The 13748-nt window shown below is 67.7% G+C and carries 13 protein-coding genes; 9 read left to right on the top strand and 4 right to left on the bottom strand.

The window, feature by feature from the left end:
• Nucleotides 1-149 precede the first annotated feature (149 nt).
• From malA to malQ, 3 genes are all read left to right on the top strand, one after another.
• Nucleotides 150-2252, top strand: a complete 2103-nt coding sequence (malA, locus tag ACZ5TV_RS00365; protein ID WP_464383991.1) for an alpha-amylase MalA — start codon at nucleotides 150-152, stop codon at nucleotides 2250-2252.
• Nucleotides 2249-4999, top strand: a complete 2751-nt coding sequence (gene gghA / locus ACZ5TV_RS00370; protein WP_464383992.1) for a glucosylglycerol hydrolase — start codon at nucleotides 2249-2251, stop codon at nucleotides 4997-4999. The genes malA and gghA overlap by 4 nt, the downstream gene beginning before the upstream one ends.
• Before the next feature lie 142 nt (nucleotides 5000-5141).
• Nucleotides 5142-6638 (top strand): 4-alpha-glucanotransferase, encoded by a 1497-nt coding sequence (malQ, locus tag ACZ5TV_RS00375; protein ID WP_379781868.1) that lies wholly within the window; start codon nucleotides 5142-5144, stop codon nucleotides 6636-6638.
• 20 nt (nucleotides 6639-6658) lie between these two features.
• Here the strand turns inward: malQ and ACZ5TV_RS00380 are convergent, their stop codons facing one another.
• Both ACZ5TV_RS00380 and ACZ5TV_RS00385 read right to left on the bottom strand, forming a co-directional pair.
• Entirely contained in the window at nucleotides 6659-7111 is a 453-nt protein-coding gene (locus ACZ5TV_RS00380) for a DUF7124 domain-containing protein (protein ID WP_379781870.1), read from the bottom strand.
• A 50-nt stretch (nucleotides 7112-7161) separates the two neighbouring features.
• A complete protein-coding gene (locus tag ACZ5TV_RS00385; RefSeq protein ID WP_379781872.1) occupies nucleotides 7162-7377 on the bottom strand; it encodes a PLDc N-terminal domain-containing protein in 216 nt (71 codons plus the stop codon).
• A gap of 93 nt (nucleotides 7378-7470) precedes the next feature.
• Here ACZ5TV_RS00385 and ACZ5TV_RS00390 point away from each other — a divergent pair, with 93 nt between their 5' ends.
• From ACZ5TV_RS00390 to ACZ5TV_RS00415, 6 genes are all read left to right on the top strand, one after another.
• Nucleotides 7471-7800: a hypothetical protein gene (locus ACZ5TV_RS00390; RefSeq protein WP_379781874.1), complete on the top strand. Its 330-nt coding sequence runs from the start codon at nucleotides 7471-7473 to the stop codon at nucleotides 7798-7800.
• A 34-nt stretch (nucleotides 7801-7834) separates the two neighbouring features.
• A complete protein-coding gene (locus tag ACZ5TV_RS00395) occupies nucleotides 7835-9130 on the top strand; it encodes a hydantoinase/carbamoylase family amidase (RefSeq protein ID WP_464383993.1) in 1296 nt (431 codons plus the stop codon).
• Nucleotides 9131-9175: 45 nt separating this feature from the next.
• Nucleotides 9176-10132: a mechanosensitive ion channel family protein gene (locus ACZ5TV_RS00400; RefSeq protein WP_379781069.1), complete on the top strand. Its 957-nt coding sequence runs from the start codon at nucleotides 9176-9178 to the stop codon at nucleotides 10130-10132.
• A 316-nt stretch (nucleotides 10133-10448) separates the two neighbouring features.
• The gene (locus ACZ5TV_RS00405; RefSeq protein WP_379781071.1) at nucleotides 10449-11459 is read left to right on the top strand and encodes a transcription initiation factor IIB; all 1011 of its coding nucleotides are present in this window, start codon (nucleotides 10449-10451) and stop codon (nucleotides 11457-11459) included.
• 86 nt (nucleotides 11460-11545) lie between these two features.
• Nucleotides 11546-11725, top strand: coding sequence for a DUF7836 family putative zinc-binding protein (locus tag ACZ5TV_RS00410; protein ID WP_379781073.1), 180 nt, complete (start codon nucleotides 11546-11548; stop codon nucleotides 11723-11725).
• 115 nt (nucleotides 11726-11840) lie between these two features.
• The gene (locus ACZ5TV_RS00415; RefSeq protein WP_379781076.1) at nucleotides 11841-12074 is read left to right on the top strand and encodes a UPF0058 family protein; all 234 of its coding nucleotides are present in this window, start codon (nucleotides 11841-11843) and stop codon (nucleotides 12072-12074) included.
• A gap of 188 nt (nucleotides 12075-12262) precedes the next feature.
• Here ACZ5TV_RS00415 and ACZ5TV_RS00420 read toward each other — a convergent pair whose 3' ends face one another.
• Nucleotides 12263-12640, bottom strand: a complete 378-nt coding sequence (locus ACZ5TV_RS00420; protein ID WP_379781078.1) for a DUF555 domain-containing protein — start codon at nucleotides 12638-12640, stop codon at nucleotides 12263-12265.
• 118 nt (nucleotides 12641-12758) lie between these two features.
• Complete coding sequence (locus ACZ5TV_RS00425; protein ID WP_379781080.1) at nucleotides 12759-13685, bottom strand: DNA-3-methyladenine glycosylase family protein; 927 nt, start codon at nucleotides 13683-13685, stop codon at nucleotides 12759-12761.
• Between the last annotated feature and the right edge of the window lie 63 nt (nucleotides 13686-13748).

A 13748-nucleotide genomic window follows, 5' to 3' on the forward strand; every position in this document is an offset into this window, starting at 1 on the left:
AAAGCCTTGACGGACCGGGCGAACTTACGTAACCGACCGAAATCGGTGTTTTTCAGGGGCTAAAACCGCGGTAGCGTCGATCGGGGCGTCGGACCGGCAGCTTCGCACGGAGAGCAACACCGAAGACCCCGGCTACCGATGTGGCCATCATGCACCACCCTGGACCGCCGCGATTCATGTCGACGGGAGAGACGACACAGCTCGCCCCCCGGGACCCGGACCCTGGGGGCAGCTACGAGTGGCGGGTCGTCACCGCACCGCCGGACAGCGACGCGACCGTCGGGGAGACTCCCGTCACCGAGTTCACGCCGGACGTCCCCGGCCGATACCGGATCGGTCTCGCCGCACCGGACGGCGACCACGCGCTCACGATCCGGGCGTTCCCGGCCGCCTACGAGGGCGTCGACGTCGCCGGCGGAAGCGGGGAGGCCATCCGCGACCGCGACGCCGACCACGCGGAGATCCCGTACACCGCGGACGCGGCCCACGAGGGGGTCGGCCCGCCGCGGGTCCGAGTGGACGCGACGGTCGAGTCGGGCGACGACGTGAGCGAGGGGGTCGGTGGGGCCGGCGACGGCGGCGACGTAGTCGTCCGGGCGACGCCGACGCCGAACCCGGACTCCGATCTCGCGGCCGAGGAGCTCGGCGTGGCGTTCGTCGTCGACGACCGGGACGTCGCGAGCGCGATTGCGGCCGGACGGACGAACCCGCGAGACGCCATGACGACGGACCGAGAGGGCGCGGAGGCGACGCTGCGGGTCCCGGCCGCGACGGTCCCCGACAGGCTGCGGGTCCACGCCGTCGCGGTCGCGCGCGAGCCGGGCCGGGAGGTTCGGATCAGCGTCGCCGACGCGGTCGCGGTCGAGCGCGAGGGCCGATCCGATCCGGTCGCCCACGGATCGACGACCGCCGGCGGGTTCGAGACGGTTCGGCTCAACCAACCTCCCGCGTGGACCGAGGACGCCCGCGTGTACGAGGTGTACGTCCGGACGTTCTCCGACGCTCCGGCCGGAGAGCGGTTCGACGCGATCGCCGACCGGATCCCCGACCTGGCCGACCTCGGCGTTGACACCCTGTGGCTGACTCCCGTCCTCGAACACGACGGGAAGCCGCACGGGTACAACATCACGGACTTCTTCGACGTTGCCGAGGACTTGGGCGATCGAGACGACTACGAGGCGATGGTCGAGGCCGCCCACGACAACGGGATGCGCGTGCTGTTCGACTTCGTGGCGAACCACACCGCCCGCGACCACGAGTGGTTCGAGGACGCGTATCAGAACTCCGAGTCGCCGTACCGCGACCGGTACGAGTGGCAGGAGTCCGGCGAGCCGGGGACGTACTTCGACTGGGAGCTGATAGCGAATCTGAATCACGCGAACCTCCACGTTCGACGCTTCCTGCTCGACGTTATCGACGAGTGGGCCCCGCTCGTGGACGGCTTCCGCTGTGACATGGCGTGGGCGGTGCCGGACTCGTTCTGGCGCGAGCTGCGCGACCGGGTGAAGGATATCGACCGGGAGTTCCTCCTGATGGACGAGACGATCCCGTACATCCCCGGCTTCCACGAGGGGATGTTCGACGTCCACTTCGACGCGACGCTGTACTTCCAGCTCCGGCAGGTCGGCCGCGGGGCGGCCCCCGCCGAGTCGGTGATCGACGCCGTCGAACAGCGCGCGGAGATCGGCTTTCCTGACCACGCCGGTTTCCTCCAGTACATCGAGAACCACGACGAGACGCGCTACCGCGTCGAGTGTGGTGACGCGGCGGCGGCGGCCGCAGGCGCGGCGACGGTCACGCTCCCCGGCGTCCCGATGGTGTACGCGGGCCAGGAGATCGGCCAGCGTGGTCGGCGTGACGCGATCGCGTGGGAGCACGCGCGCGGTGAGGTGCGCGAGCGCTACGAACGATTACTCCGGACTCACGCCGAGCACCCGGCGCTCGGTCCCGAGAGCGATCTCGAACGCGTGGGGTACCACGTCGCCAGCGGAGACCTCACCGAGCGGCCGATCCAGGCGGACGGCGAGGAGGTCCACCCGGACGACGTGGTCGCGTTCCGCCGGGGGCGAGGAACGGAGGCGCTCGTCGTCGTCCTCAACTTCGCGCCGGCCGAGGCCGCCGTCGCGGTCGACGTGGACCACGGAACGACGAACGTCGTCACCGGCGAGGCGTGCGTCGTGACCGACGGCGACGGGACCGAACGGATCGCGGTGACCGACGTCGCTGTCGTCCCGATCGGGGAGGAGTCGTGACTCCGGGGCCGGGAGCCGACGCGGACCCGCCGGCGATCCTCCCGGAGCGGACCGCGCGGCTCCGTGATCGAGCACGGGAGGACCGGGAGGCGGGCGAGGGTCGGTTCGACGCCGCCCGTTCCATCGCGGAACGCCTCGGCGCACGGCCGATCCGTGGCGACGGCGCGGACCCGACCGTCGATCCACCCGAAGGGGTCGAGTTCGGGTTCTGGACCCCGGATATCGTCGGCGCGGGGGTACCGGTCGCGGACGTGGCGCTGGAGGTGTTCACGCCGGTCGCGGAGGGCGACACGGACGAAGCCAGCGACATCGACCCGGGACGCGACGACCTCCGCACTGCGACGTTCCGCGTCGACCGGCTGCCGGTCGAGCGCGACGGCGAGTTCCACTGGGTCGCCGCCGAGAACGTGCGCGTCGGGACCGCGGACCGACTGGGTGCGCTGTACCAGCTCGTATATCGCCGCCCCGCCGCGGAGGGGAGCGATGACGACGGGAAAGAAGGACAAGAGGACGGCGGCGACGCGTGGGGGACGGTCCGCGACCCCCTCGCGTACTCGGTGCCGTTCGGCGTCTTCGCGCCGGCTGAAGTGTACGACTGGGACCGACTGGACGCGACCCGCCCCGACCGAGAGCATTTCGCGTCGCTGGGGACGGACGCCGAGCCGATCCCGACGACGGTCGACGACGGCCTCCCCCGCGTCGATCCGGCGACGAGCATGCTTGAGATCCATCCGGGAACGTCGACGTCCGAGGGATCGCTCGGGGCGCTCGCGGACCGGTTGCGTCGGATCGGGCGGAAGCTCCGGGCCGGCGAGCCGCTCGACCCCCACGAGCGCAACTACGTCGGCTACGACGCGGTCCAGCTGATGCCGGTCGAACCGCTGACGCAAGCGTACGGACGGCAGTGGTACTGGCGACCCGGGGGGACGTACGAGGTGGACGAGTCCGATACCGGTGATGAGTTCGACGGCGCTGGCGAGTTCGACGGCGCTGGCGAGTTCGACGGCGCTGACGGATCCGATCTTGTGCACGACGATCCGTCTGCCCCGGTCGACCCGGTCTCGGTGTTCGACCGCGACCGCGACACGGAGCGCGTGACCGTCGGGATCACGCGCCCGGACCAGACGAACTGGGGCTACGACGTGGTCGTCAGCGGCTTCGGTGCCGCCAACCCGGCGCTGCTCGAAACGGGACGGCCGGACGAGCTGGTCGAGTTCATCGCCGCCTGCCACGCGATGCCCGACCCGATCCGTGTCGTCTTCGATATCGCACTCGGCCACGCCGAGGACGCGGCCGCAGAGCTCCTCCCCGAACCCTTCTTCGAGGGCCCGGGGATGTACGGACTCCATCTGAACTACCGACAGCCCGTCGTCCGGGCGATACTCCTCGAACTGCAACGCCGGAAGGCGAACTTCGGGGCGGACGGGATCCGGATCGACGGCGCACAGGACTTCACGTATCACGACGAGGAGACGGGCGAACAGGTCCATGACGACGCGTTCCTCGCCGAGATGGACCGCGTGGTCCACGAGGTCGGCGGAACCGCGTACCGTCCCTGGATGATCTACGAGGACGGCCGACCGTGGCCCCGAGAGGACTGGGAGCTGGCCTCGACGTATCGCACGCTGATCGACCAGCATCCGCACGCGTTCCAGTGGTCGCCGGTCACGTTCGCGCACAACAAGCCGGCGCTTCTCACCTTCTGGGCCACGAAGTGGTGGCGGATGCGAGAGGTCGGCGAGTTCGGCAGCCAGTGGATCACCGGCGTCGCGAATCACGACACGCTTCGGCGCGGATCCCAGGTGGAAGTAACCGACGACTGGGGCGGCGCGTTGATCAACCCGTACCTCGCCGACAGCCCGCCGGAGACGATCCGGGAGGCGTACGACAGCCCCGCGGCGCTCGTCTGGTTCCACGTCGCGATGCCGGGCGTACCGATGGACTTCCTTCACGCCAACTACCGTGCGCCGTGGGGGTTCGTCCGGGATACCGACCCCGTGTGGAACGTGAAGGTCGTCGCCGAGGAGGCCCCGTGGATCGACTGGCACGTCCCCGAGGGCGCGTTCGCCGACGCGGACGCGTTCCCGCGGTTGAAGTCGCTCGGGTTCGAGACACGGGCGGAGCTGAAGGAGTTCGTGACGACGCTCGCCGCGCTCGTCGACGCGACCGACTACGACGTTGACCTGATCGCGACGCTGCTCTCAGTCCAGGGGACGCCGATGGGCGGAAGCGAAGGTGACGCGGAACTCACCGCGAGCGACCTCCAGACGTTCTCGTTCGCGTGGAGCGCGGACGTGAGCGAGTATCTCGTACTCGACCGCTGGGCGGACGGCCAGGATGACACCCGAACCGCGTTCGACCGGGCCGTCCGCGAGTTCCGTCAGGAACGTCCGTGGCTCCGTGCCGACATCGATCCGGAGACGGGGGAGGCGTTCGGCTACCGACACCCGACCGAGGGGACGGTGCTGTACTACGCGGTCAGACGGTCGCCGGACGGCGAGGAGACGCTCCTCGTCGCTTGTAATGTCGAGGGGGTACCTGTCGACGTGAGCGTCGGGGGGCTGCTCGAGGACGCCGAGAGCGACGAGGGAGATATCCATAGGGGGTCCGACCACGGGTCGGAACGGTGGTCCGTCGCGCTCGCGCCGCCGGAAGCGGACGTCGATCCCGGGTCGGCGGCGACGGAAGCGACGCTCGCGACCGCCGACGCCGTGGTGTGGCGGCTGACCGACGCCGACGCGTCGTGACTGGCGCATCGTGACCGACGCATCGTGACCGGCGCGGGGATCCTGGGGACTCGGAAGTAGCGGGCGTCGCACATTCGGGTCTCCGGCCCGTCGAGACGTTCGCGGACGCAACGCTTGAGTCGATGGGGACTGAGGCGTAGCCATGACCTTCGATCGCTCCGACGGTGTGTTCTGTCACGTCACCTCGCTTCCGGGGCCACACGGAATCGGCGACCTCGGCGAGGGCGCGACCGCCTTCCTCTCGTTCCTTGGCGACGCCGAGGTCGACTACTGGCAGATCTGTCCGATCGGGCCGACGATCGGCGCGGCCGGGGAGTCGCCGTACCAGTCGCCGTCGGCGTTCGCCGGCAACCCGCTGTTGATCGACCTGAACGGCTTGGTCGAGGACGGCCTGCTCACGCGCGACGACATCGAACCGGTGCCCGAGCTCCCGACCGATCGTGTCGACTACGCGGGCGTCCGCGAGTACAAGCAGCCGCTGTTGCGGCGGGCGTTCGAGCGGTTCGAGGCGGGTGACGGGGAGCCGTCGCTGGCGGCCGCCGACCTCGACGCCTTCCGCGAGCGGGAGCCGTGGGTGACGGAGTACGCCCTGTTCCGCGCGATCTCGGCGGCACGGCCGGAGGACACGTGGGTCGAGTGGCCGGATCCGCTTCGAACGCGGGAGCCGGGCGCGCTCGACGCGGCCCGCGAGGAGCACGCGGAGACGGTCCGATACCACGAGTTCGTGCAGTGGACGTTCGACCGCCAGTGGGCCGCGCTCCGCGAGCGGGCGGCGACCGAGGGGGTCGAGCTCGTCGGCGACGTCCCGATCTACGTCGCGCTCGACTCCGCGGACGTGTGGGCGAACCCCGAGGCGTTCCGGCTCGACGAGGACAACCGGCCCACCGTGGTGGCCGGCGTCCCGCCGAACCCGGGCGACGACGGCCAGCGCTGGGGGAACCCGGTGTACGACTGGGACCGGCTCGCGGAGACGGGGTACGACTGGTGGACCCGCCGGTTCCGCCGACTGTTCGACCTCGCCGACGTCGCACGGCTCGATCACTTCCTCGGGTTCGTCCGGTACTGGGGGATCCCGGCTGAATCCGACGACCCCGCCGACGGCGAGTGGTACGACGGACCCGGACGGGAGCTGTTCGAGACGGTCGAACGCGAGTTCGGCGAGGCCCCGTTCATCGCGGAGGACCTCGGGTTCGACGACGCGCGGATGGACGACCTGATGACGGAGTTCGGGTTCCCCGGGATGCGCGTTCCGCAGTACGCGAACTGGTGTGAGGGCGGCAACGAGTACCAGCCGATGAACTACCCCGAAGGCGTCGTCGGCTACACCTCGACACACGACACGGACACGTGGGTCGGCTACTACGCGGACCTCCCCACGGAGCAACGCGACTGCCTCCACTACAACCTCGGCGTCGACGACGATCAACCGATCGAGTGGGGGATCATCGAGGACGTGTGGAGTTCCGAGGCCGTCCTCGCGATGACGACGACACAGGACCTACTGGGGCTCGGCAGCGACGCCCGGTTCAACGAGCCCGGCACGCTCGACGGCAACTGGGAGTGGCGCGTCGAACGGGACGCACTCTCAACCGAGCTAGCGGGTCGACTGCGGGAGCTCGGCGCGTTTCACGTCCGGTAGACGGCCGTGATCAGCGGTCCTCACGGCAGCAGCCCGTGTATCCAGCGTCGGATCCGCTCGAACGGTCCTGCGTCCGTGTCCGTGACCCGGTCGGCCGGGTCACCGAGCGTCCACCCGGCCTTTTCGGCGGCCTCCTCGATCGATCGGTACTCCCAGCCGGTGTCCGTCGCTAATCGACGGTCAGCGTCACTCGTGCCGACGAACACGTGTCGCGGGGTGTCCGTCGCCTCGCGGATCTCGCCGGTCGTCACCGTCTTGTCCCAGTCGCGGAGCGCGTAGTCGTTCTCGATCCCATGTCGGCGACAGAACCGATCCACCGCGTTCGCGTCGTTGGCGATGACGCCGACGTACCGGCTCCACTCTCGGGCGTCGGTGACAGCCGCAGCGGGGTCCGAGAGCGACCGGACGGCCCCGAGCGAGAACAGAAGCGTGAGCTCGCCGCCGGAGTCGGGGTCTGTAGTGACGACTGACATCCCTCGTACTCACGAGTGAGTCGTCGCAGTATATAACCCCGTGCGTCGGTTCAGTACGCGTTTCGGCCGAGGATCCAGTACAGCACGAGCCCGAGGAACGGCGCGAAGAACACGACGAGTGCCCAGAGGAACGCGGGGTGATCGCTCCGCTGTTTGGCATCGTTGTACGTCCAGACGATGATCGCCACGTAGACGACGAACATCAGGAGCCCGAAGAGGAAGGCGATCCCCGACGCCGCCGCCTGTAGCGGGAGGGTGGACAGCATACCCGGGCTGACTCGCCGGTCGGGCAAAGGTCTTGTGACCGCCGCGAGGGCGACCGGGGAAAGAAATAGTGGGGTTCGGTGGAACACCCGCGTATGGGACGGAGACTCCGAGCGGTGGAGGCAGTCGTCGAGCTCCTCTCCGGGCTGGCGTTGGTGGGGTTGACGCGGGTGACGGACGGCGGCGTCGACGTCGAGTACCTCGCCGTCGGCTTCGCCAGCGGGTTCCTCTACAGACACGCACAGACGAGCGTGATCGGTGGCGGGTTCCGGGCGTCGCCGTTGCGGAACGCGGCGCTCACAGCGGTGTGGACACCGATCTGTATCGCGATCGACCGGTCCGCGGGCGATCGCGGCGAGAGGCGGGCGTTCGCGGCCGGGGTCAACCTCGGCTCCGCCGCCTACTGGCTCGCTCGCCGCGAATGAAAGGGTTTCCCGGGAGGCGGCCGACGGGATCCGTATGCGACTTCCCGTCGACGCCGATCGGCTTCGGGCGGATATCGAGGCGAACGCCGCGTTCGGCCGCGTCGAGACCGACGATCCAGAGGCGCACGGCCGGACGAACCGCACCGGCACCGAGGCGAACCGCAAGGCCCGCGACCACCTCGTCGAACGCCTTCGGGACGCCGGCCTCGACGTGACTGTCGACGCCGTCGGCAACGTCGCCGGGAGGTGGGTGCCGAACGGCGCGGACCCCGACGCGGCACCCGTCGCGGCGGGGAGCCATCTCGACAGCGTCCCCGATGGCGGGATCTTCGACGGCCCGCTTGGCGTGTACGCCGCCGTTGAGGCCGTGCGAGCGATGCGTGACGCCGGAATCGAGCCGGACCGGCCGGTTCTCGTCAGCAGTTTCACCGAGGAGGAGGGGTCGACCTTCGGCGACGGTCTGCTCGGGTCGAGCGTCGCAACCGGGGAGACCGACGCAGAGACCGCACTCGCGTTGGAGAACGACGCCGGCGAGACGCTGGCCAACGCCCTCTCACGGATCGGGTATCGGGGCGAGGGACTCCTCGATCCCGCGGGCTGGGATTGCTTCTTCGAGCTCCACGTCGAACAGGATACCGTCTTGGAGTCGGCCGGCGTCGATGTCGGCGTCGTGACGACGATCACGGGAATCACTCATTGTGTCGTCGAGATCATGGGCGAAGCGAACCACGCCGGCGCGACGGCGATGGACGACCGAACCGACGCCCTGGCGGCCGCGAGCGAGTTCGTCCTCGACGTCGAGTCCGCGGCGAACGACATCGTGGAGACCGATTCGGAGACGGCGGTCGGGACCGTGGGATCGCTGTCCGTCTCGCCGAACGCGACGAACGTCGTCCCCGGGCGCGTGGCGTGCGGGGTTGACGTCCGGGACGTCACGCGGGGATCGATGGAGGAGATCGCCTCGGCCGCACACGAATCGCTCGCCCGACTGGAGCGCAACCGTGGGGTAGAGACGACGCTGAACCGCCCCTTCCACGTCGACCCGACGGGGATGAGCGATCGGCTCCGCACCGTCGCTCACGACGCCGCAGCCGACGCGGGCCGGAGCGCGATCGACCTCCATTCGGGGGCAGCACACGACGCGATGCGGGTCGCCGGCGCGACCGACGCCGCGCTGCTGTTCGCCCCTTCACGCGACGGGGTCTCACACAACCCGCGCGAGTGGACCGACTGGGCGGACTGTGCGGCCGCGACCGAAGTGCTCGCCGGGGCGCTCGCGGAGATGGCGGGAGCTGCGGGCGCGACGGGGACCGAAGCCGGCACCACATAAGATGAGTGTCACAACCGTTTTGTCGGTGCCCGGCGAGGACCGGTCGTGAGACGTTCTGTCGCGATCGTCTCCGTCGCGATCGGCCTCGTCGCGGCGGTTGGCGGCGCGTTTGTGACGACCGCGAGCCCGCTCGCGACGTGGCCGATGATCCTCGAGTACCCGGCCGACTTCGTGGTGAGTCGGTCCCTGTTCGTCGCCGCGGTCGTGGGCCTGTCGTTCGGTACGTACCAGCTGCTCGTGGAGGTCCTGATGCGGTCGACGAACAAGCGGCGCGCCCACAACACGCGGAACCTCATGCGGCTCGTGTTCGGTTTCGTTAGCACGATCGCCGTCCTCGCCGTCCTGACGGAGAACTGGCTTGGGCTGCTCCTCTCGCTGGGCGTTATCGGGTTCGCTATCACGTTCGCGCTCCAGCAGCCGCTCTTATCGCTCATCGCGTGGGTGTACATCACGGTGAAACAGCCGTACGGGGTCGGGGACCGGGTCAAGATCGACGACGCCAAAGGCGACGTGATCGAGGTCGACTTCCTCGTGACGACGCTGTGGGAGATAAACGGCGAGCTCGTCACCACCAACCAGCCGTCCGGACGGGTCGTGACAGTGCCCAACAGCGTGGTGCTTTCCTCGAACGTCGTCAACTTCGGGGGCGGCGGCTCGGCGTACGTCTGGAACGAGCTCGGGGTACAGGTCGCCTACGAAACCGATCTCGACTTCGCGCGTGCGGTCATGCGCGAGGAGGCCGCCGCGCTCGTCGGCGACGAGATGGCGGAAGGGATCCGCCGATACCGGGAGGCGCTCTCGGAGACGCCCGTCGAACTGGAGGTGTACGACCACCCGACCGTGAACGTGAGTCAGGGCGAGTCGTGGATGGAGCTGCGTGTCAGGTATCTCACGCACCCGCGACGGGGACAGCGAGTGAAAAACCAACTGTACGAACGGGTCCTCGACCGATTCAACGAGAACCCCGACCGTGTCGCGTTCCCGGTGAGTCGGAGCCGGTAGCACCGGCTCGGGTGGAACGGCACGGGATAGGAGGACGCTCGGCGGAGACGGACGCGCTCGATTGGGGTCGCTTGTGTGCGTGTTGATCGATGCCAGTGTGTTTATATAGTTCAAATCGATACGCCGGTATTTTGGAACCAGTGTAAGCCGACACCGCTGAGCCGTATACGATTCAGACACCGGTAAACACCGTCCTCAGGTGTTCATACACCCGCGGGTAACACAAGATTTATATACTCTTACCACTAACTGTTAGTTAACGAATCGGGCATACCCGGCCCAGCATTTTCGTCGGGAGTTCGATCGGAGAACACCCATGACAGAGACACGCATCCGGAGCTACGACGGCGGCGAAGAGATCGAGCGAACGGCGGCCTCGCGTGAAACCGAGACGGAATCCGCAGCGACCGAACGAACCGACGACGAGCGGACGACGACATGCCCCGAGTGTGGCGGCCGGCTCGCGACGGACACGGAGCACGGCGAGACGGTCTGTACGGACTGCGGACTCGTCGTTGAGGAGGATTCGGTCGACCGCGGGCCGGAGTGGCGCGCGTTCGACTCCGCCGAGCGGGACAGCAAGTCGCGGGTGGGCGCGCCAACGACGAACATGATGCACGACAAGGGGCTCTCGACCAACATCGGCTGGCAGGACCGTGACGGGTACGGCAAGTCGCTGTCGAGCCGCCAGCGCCGACAGATGCAGCGGCTCCGCACCTGGAACGAGCGGTTCCGCACGCGGAACTCGAAGGAGCGCAACCTCAAGCAGGCGCTCGGCGAGATCGACCGCATGGCGAGCGCACTCGGCCTCCCGGAGACCGTACGCGAGACTGCGAGCGTCATTTACCGCCGCGCACTGAGCGAGAACCTCCTACCCGGCCGTTCGATCGAGGGTGTCGCGACCGCCGCGCTGTACGCCGCCGCGCGACAGGCCGGGAACCCGCGTAGCCTCGACGAGTTCACTGCGGTCTCGCGCGTCGACAAGATGGAGCTCACGCGGACGTACCGGTACGTCATTCGCGAACTCGGGCTCGAAGTGCAGCCTGCGGACCCAGAGAGCTACGTGCCACGGTTCGTCTCGCGGCTGGAGCTGTCCGACGAGGTCGAGCGGGTCGCCCGCGAGCTCCTCGTCGGCGCGAAGGAAGCCGGGATCACGAGCGGAAAGTCGCCGGTCGGCCTGGCGGCGTCCGCCGTCTACGCCGCTGCACTTCTGTCGAACCAGAAGGTGACACAGAGTCAGGTGTCAGCAGTCGCCGACATCTCGGAGGTCACGATCCGCAACCGATACAAGGAACTCCTCGAAGCCAACGACCACCTCACCGCCTGATCGCGGTGACGGCCGAGGACACGCGCCCCACGATCCGAGCGAAGTTGTCACATACGTTTTTGTCCCGGTAGTCTGTACACCCGCGCATGGTCGAAGCGTTCGTCAGGTTGGTCTGTCCCGAGTGCGATAAAGAATGGCAGGACACTCCGGCGGAGCTGCCGCAACTACGCACGAATTTCAGTTGTCCTCACTGTCACGCCACCCGGCGGCTTACGGAGTTCATGCGGACCGAACGTGACCTCGAAGCGGTGAAAGCGTTCCAGTGATCGCGGATCGGGCTCGGCGGTGACCCACCATGTCGGGGGACACAGCGGATCACAGTCCATGGTAACGCGACTCAAGATAATAATATAAACCTCCGGTAGCAAAGAACCGTTACTCATGAAGAAACAGGAGCTCATCCATCTTCACGGCCTTCTCGCGGAGGTACGAAAACAGTGCGAGTTCTGGGACGACGACCTCGATCTCGATGCGTATGAAGAACTGGGCGTAAAACCGACATCGATCCACAAGTCGAAGACCGACCACAAGGCCGCCGTTTTCAAGCTGACTGAGGGGATCACCGAGCCGATGGACGAAGCCGAGTCCGAACCGCTGGCCCCCACTGCGGACTAACACTTCCGATCGACGCCGTCACGACCGCGAAGACGAGAGTGGCAACGACGGTACGGCGATGACTCGGGCGAGACGCCGTGAGCAGGGCGATACCGTGAGCGGTTCAGCAACGACTCGAGCGGAGCGATAGCCTTGGTACATTCGGGGGACGGCAGGCCGCGGAGAGGCTATTAACTGTCGTGGTTTTCCTACCCACTGTTCGTCCGCGAGGTTTTTCCATCCGTCTCGTCGGCGTCGATCTCCTCGACGTTGAGCACTTTCAACGGAATGTTCCGGAGCCGCTGGCCGATCTCTTTCCGAACGATCCGACTGGCGTGTTCCTCCCGGTCGACGTTGAACACGTCCATCTGCAGTTCCAGGGCGACGAGCGCCTCGTCGGCGGCGATGAACGCCGGCGGCAGCTCCTTCCCGTCCGGGGACACCCGGCTCCCCATCTCGATCTCCACGTAATTGAGGTCCGGGTTCAGCATCTCGCCGGTCTTCGAGATGGCGATCCGTACCGCCTCGTCGGCGGTCTCCACGTCGTACACCGGAACGGCGGCCTCGACGACGACTCGGCAGTCCATCACGCTACCGCCTACCACGCGAACCACTATGAACTTTTGGCTGACAGGTCTCGTGCCCGAAACGACGCAAGGACGACTGACACAAGGATGACCGACCGAGAGACGACCGATTCGGCGACTACTCGCCACCCGCGCGGAGGTAATAAAACACGTACGTCTGTGCGTATCCGGCGAACTCGCCGCCGAACTGCTCGCGGATCGCGTTCGATGTCGCCGCGTACGACCCCCGATCGCAGTGGGGGTAGTATTCCTCGATGGTCGTGTTGATCCACGTGTCCAGCGGGACTGCCTCCAGAAACCCGAGCGAGAAGAGCGCGACACAGTCCGCGACCTTGTCGCCGACGCCGACGAACCGGGTGAGGAACTCGCGCGCCTCCTCGTACGGTAGGTCGGCCGCCTCCCGGGGGTGAGCCTCGCCGGTCGCTACCATCTCCGCCGTTCGTCGCACATAGGGAGCGCGATATCCCAACGAGAGGTCACGCAGGTCCGACTCGGATCGCGCCGCAAGCGACTCCGGCGTCGGGAACGCGTGATACGTCTCGCCGTCGAGCGTGACCGCGTCCCCGTACGTCTCCCTGAGCCGTCGTTGCATCCCGTGGATCCGGGCGACCCGCATCTGAGCGGAGCAGATAAACGATACGAGACACGGGAAGGCCGGGTCCCGAGTCAGTCGCATTCCCTCATATGTCTCGTACGCCCGCTCCAACAGCGGGAGTTCGGGGGTGGCACGCAAGATCGCGTCGAGGTCGTCGTCGAGACGGAGCAAGTGGGTGAGCAGGGGTACCGCGTCGATCGACGACTCCCATTCGAGGGTTCCCTCGTGGACCCCACCCCGCTGTCTGACCCTGAGCGGGACGCGGTCCTCGGTAACACCCGGGATCGGGTCGACCACCGTCTCGTACCAAGCGTCCCCGCCGTGCGCGTGAAGCTCCTCGTAGGTCCCGCCATCGGCACGGTTCCAGAGATAGCTCTGCCCGCTCTCAACGGTCGCCTGAAGATCGAACGGCCCCGCCAGTTCGCCGACGTCGATCGCGCCTCGTTCCATCCACCGAACAGCAGTACCGAGACGGTATCGGGGTTTCGGTAGCAGCACTCGGAGCGTGGGGGG

The organism is Halorubrum tibetense, from assembly GCF_055396225.1.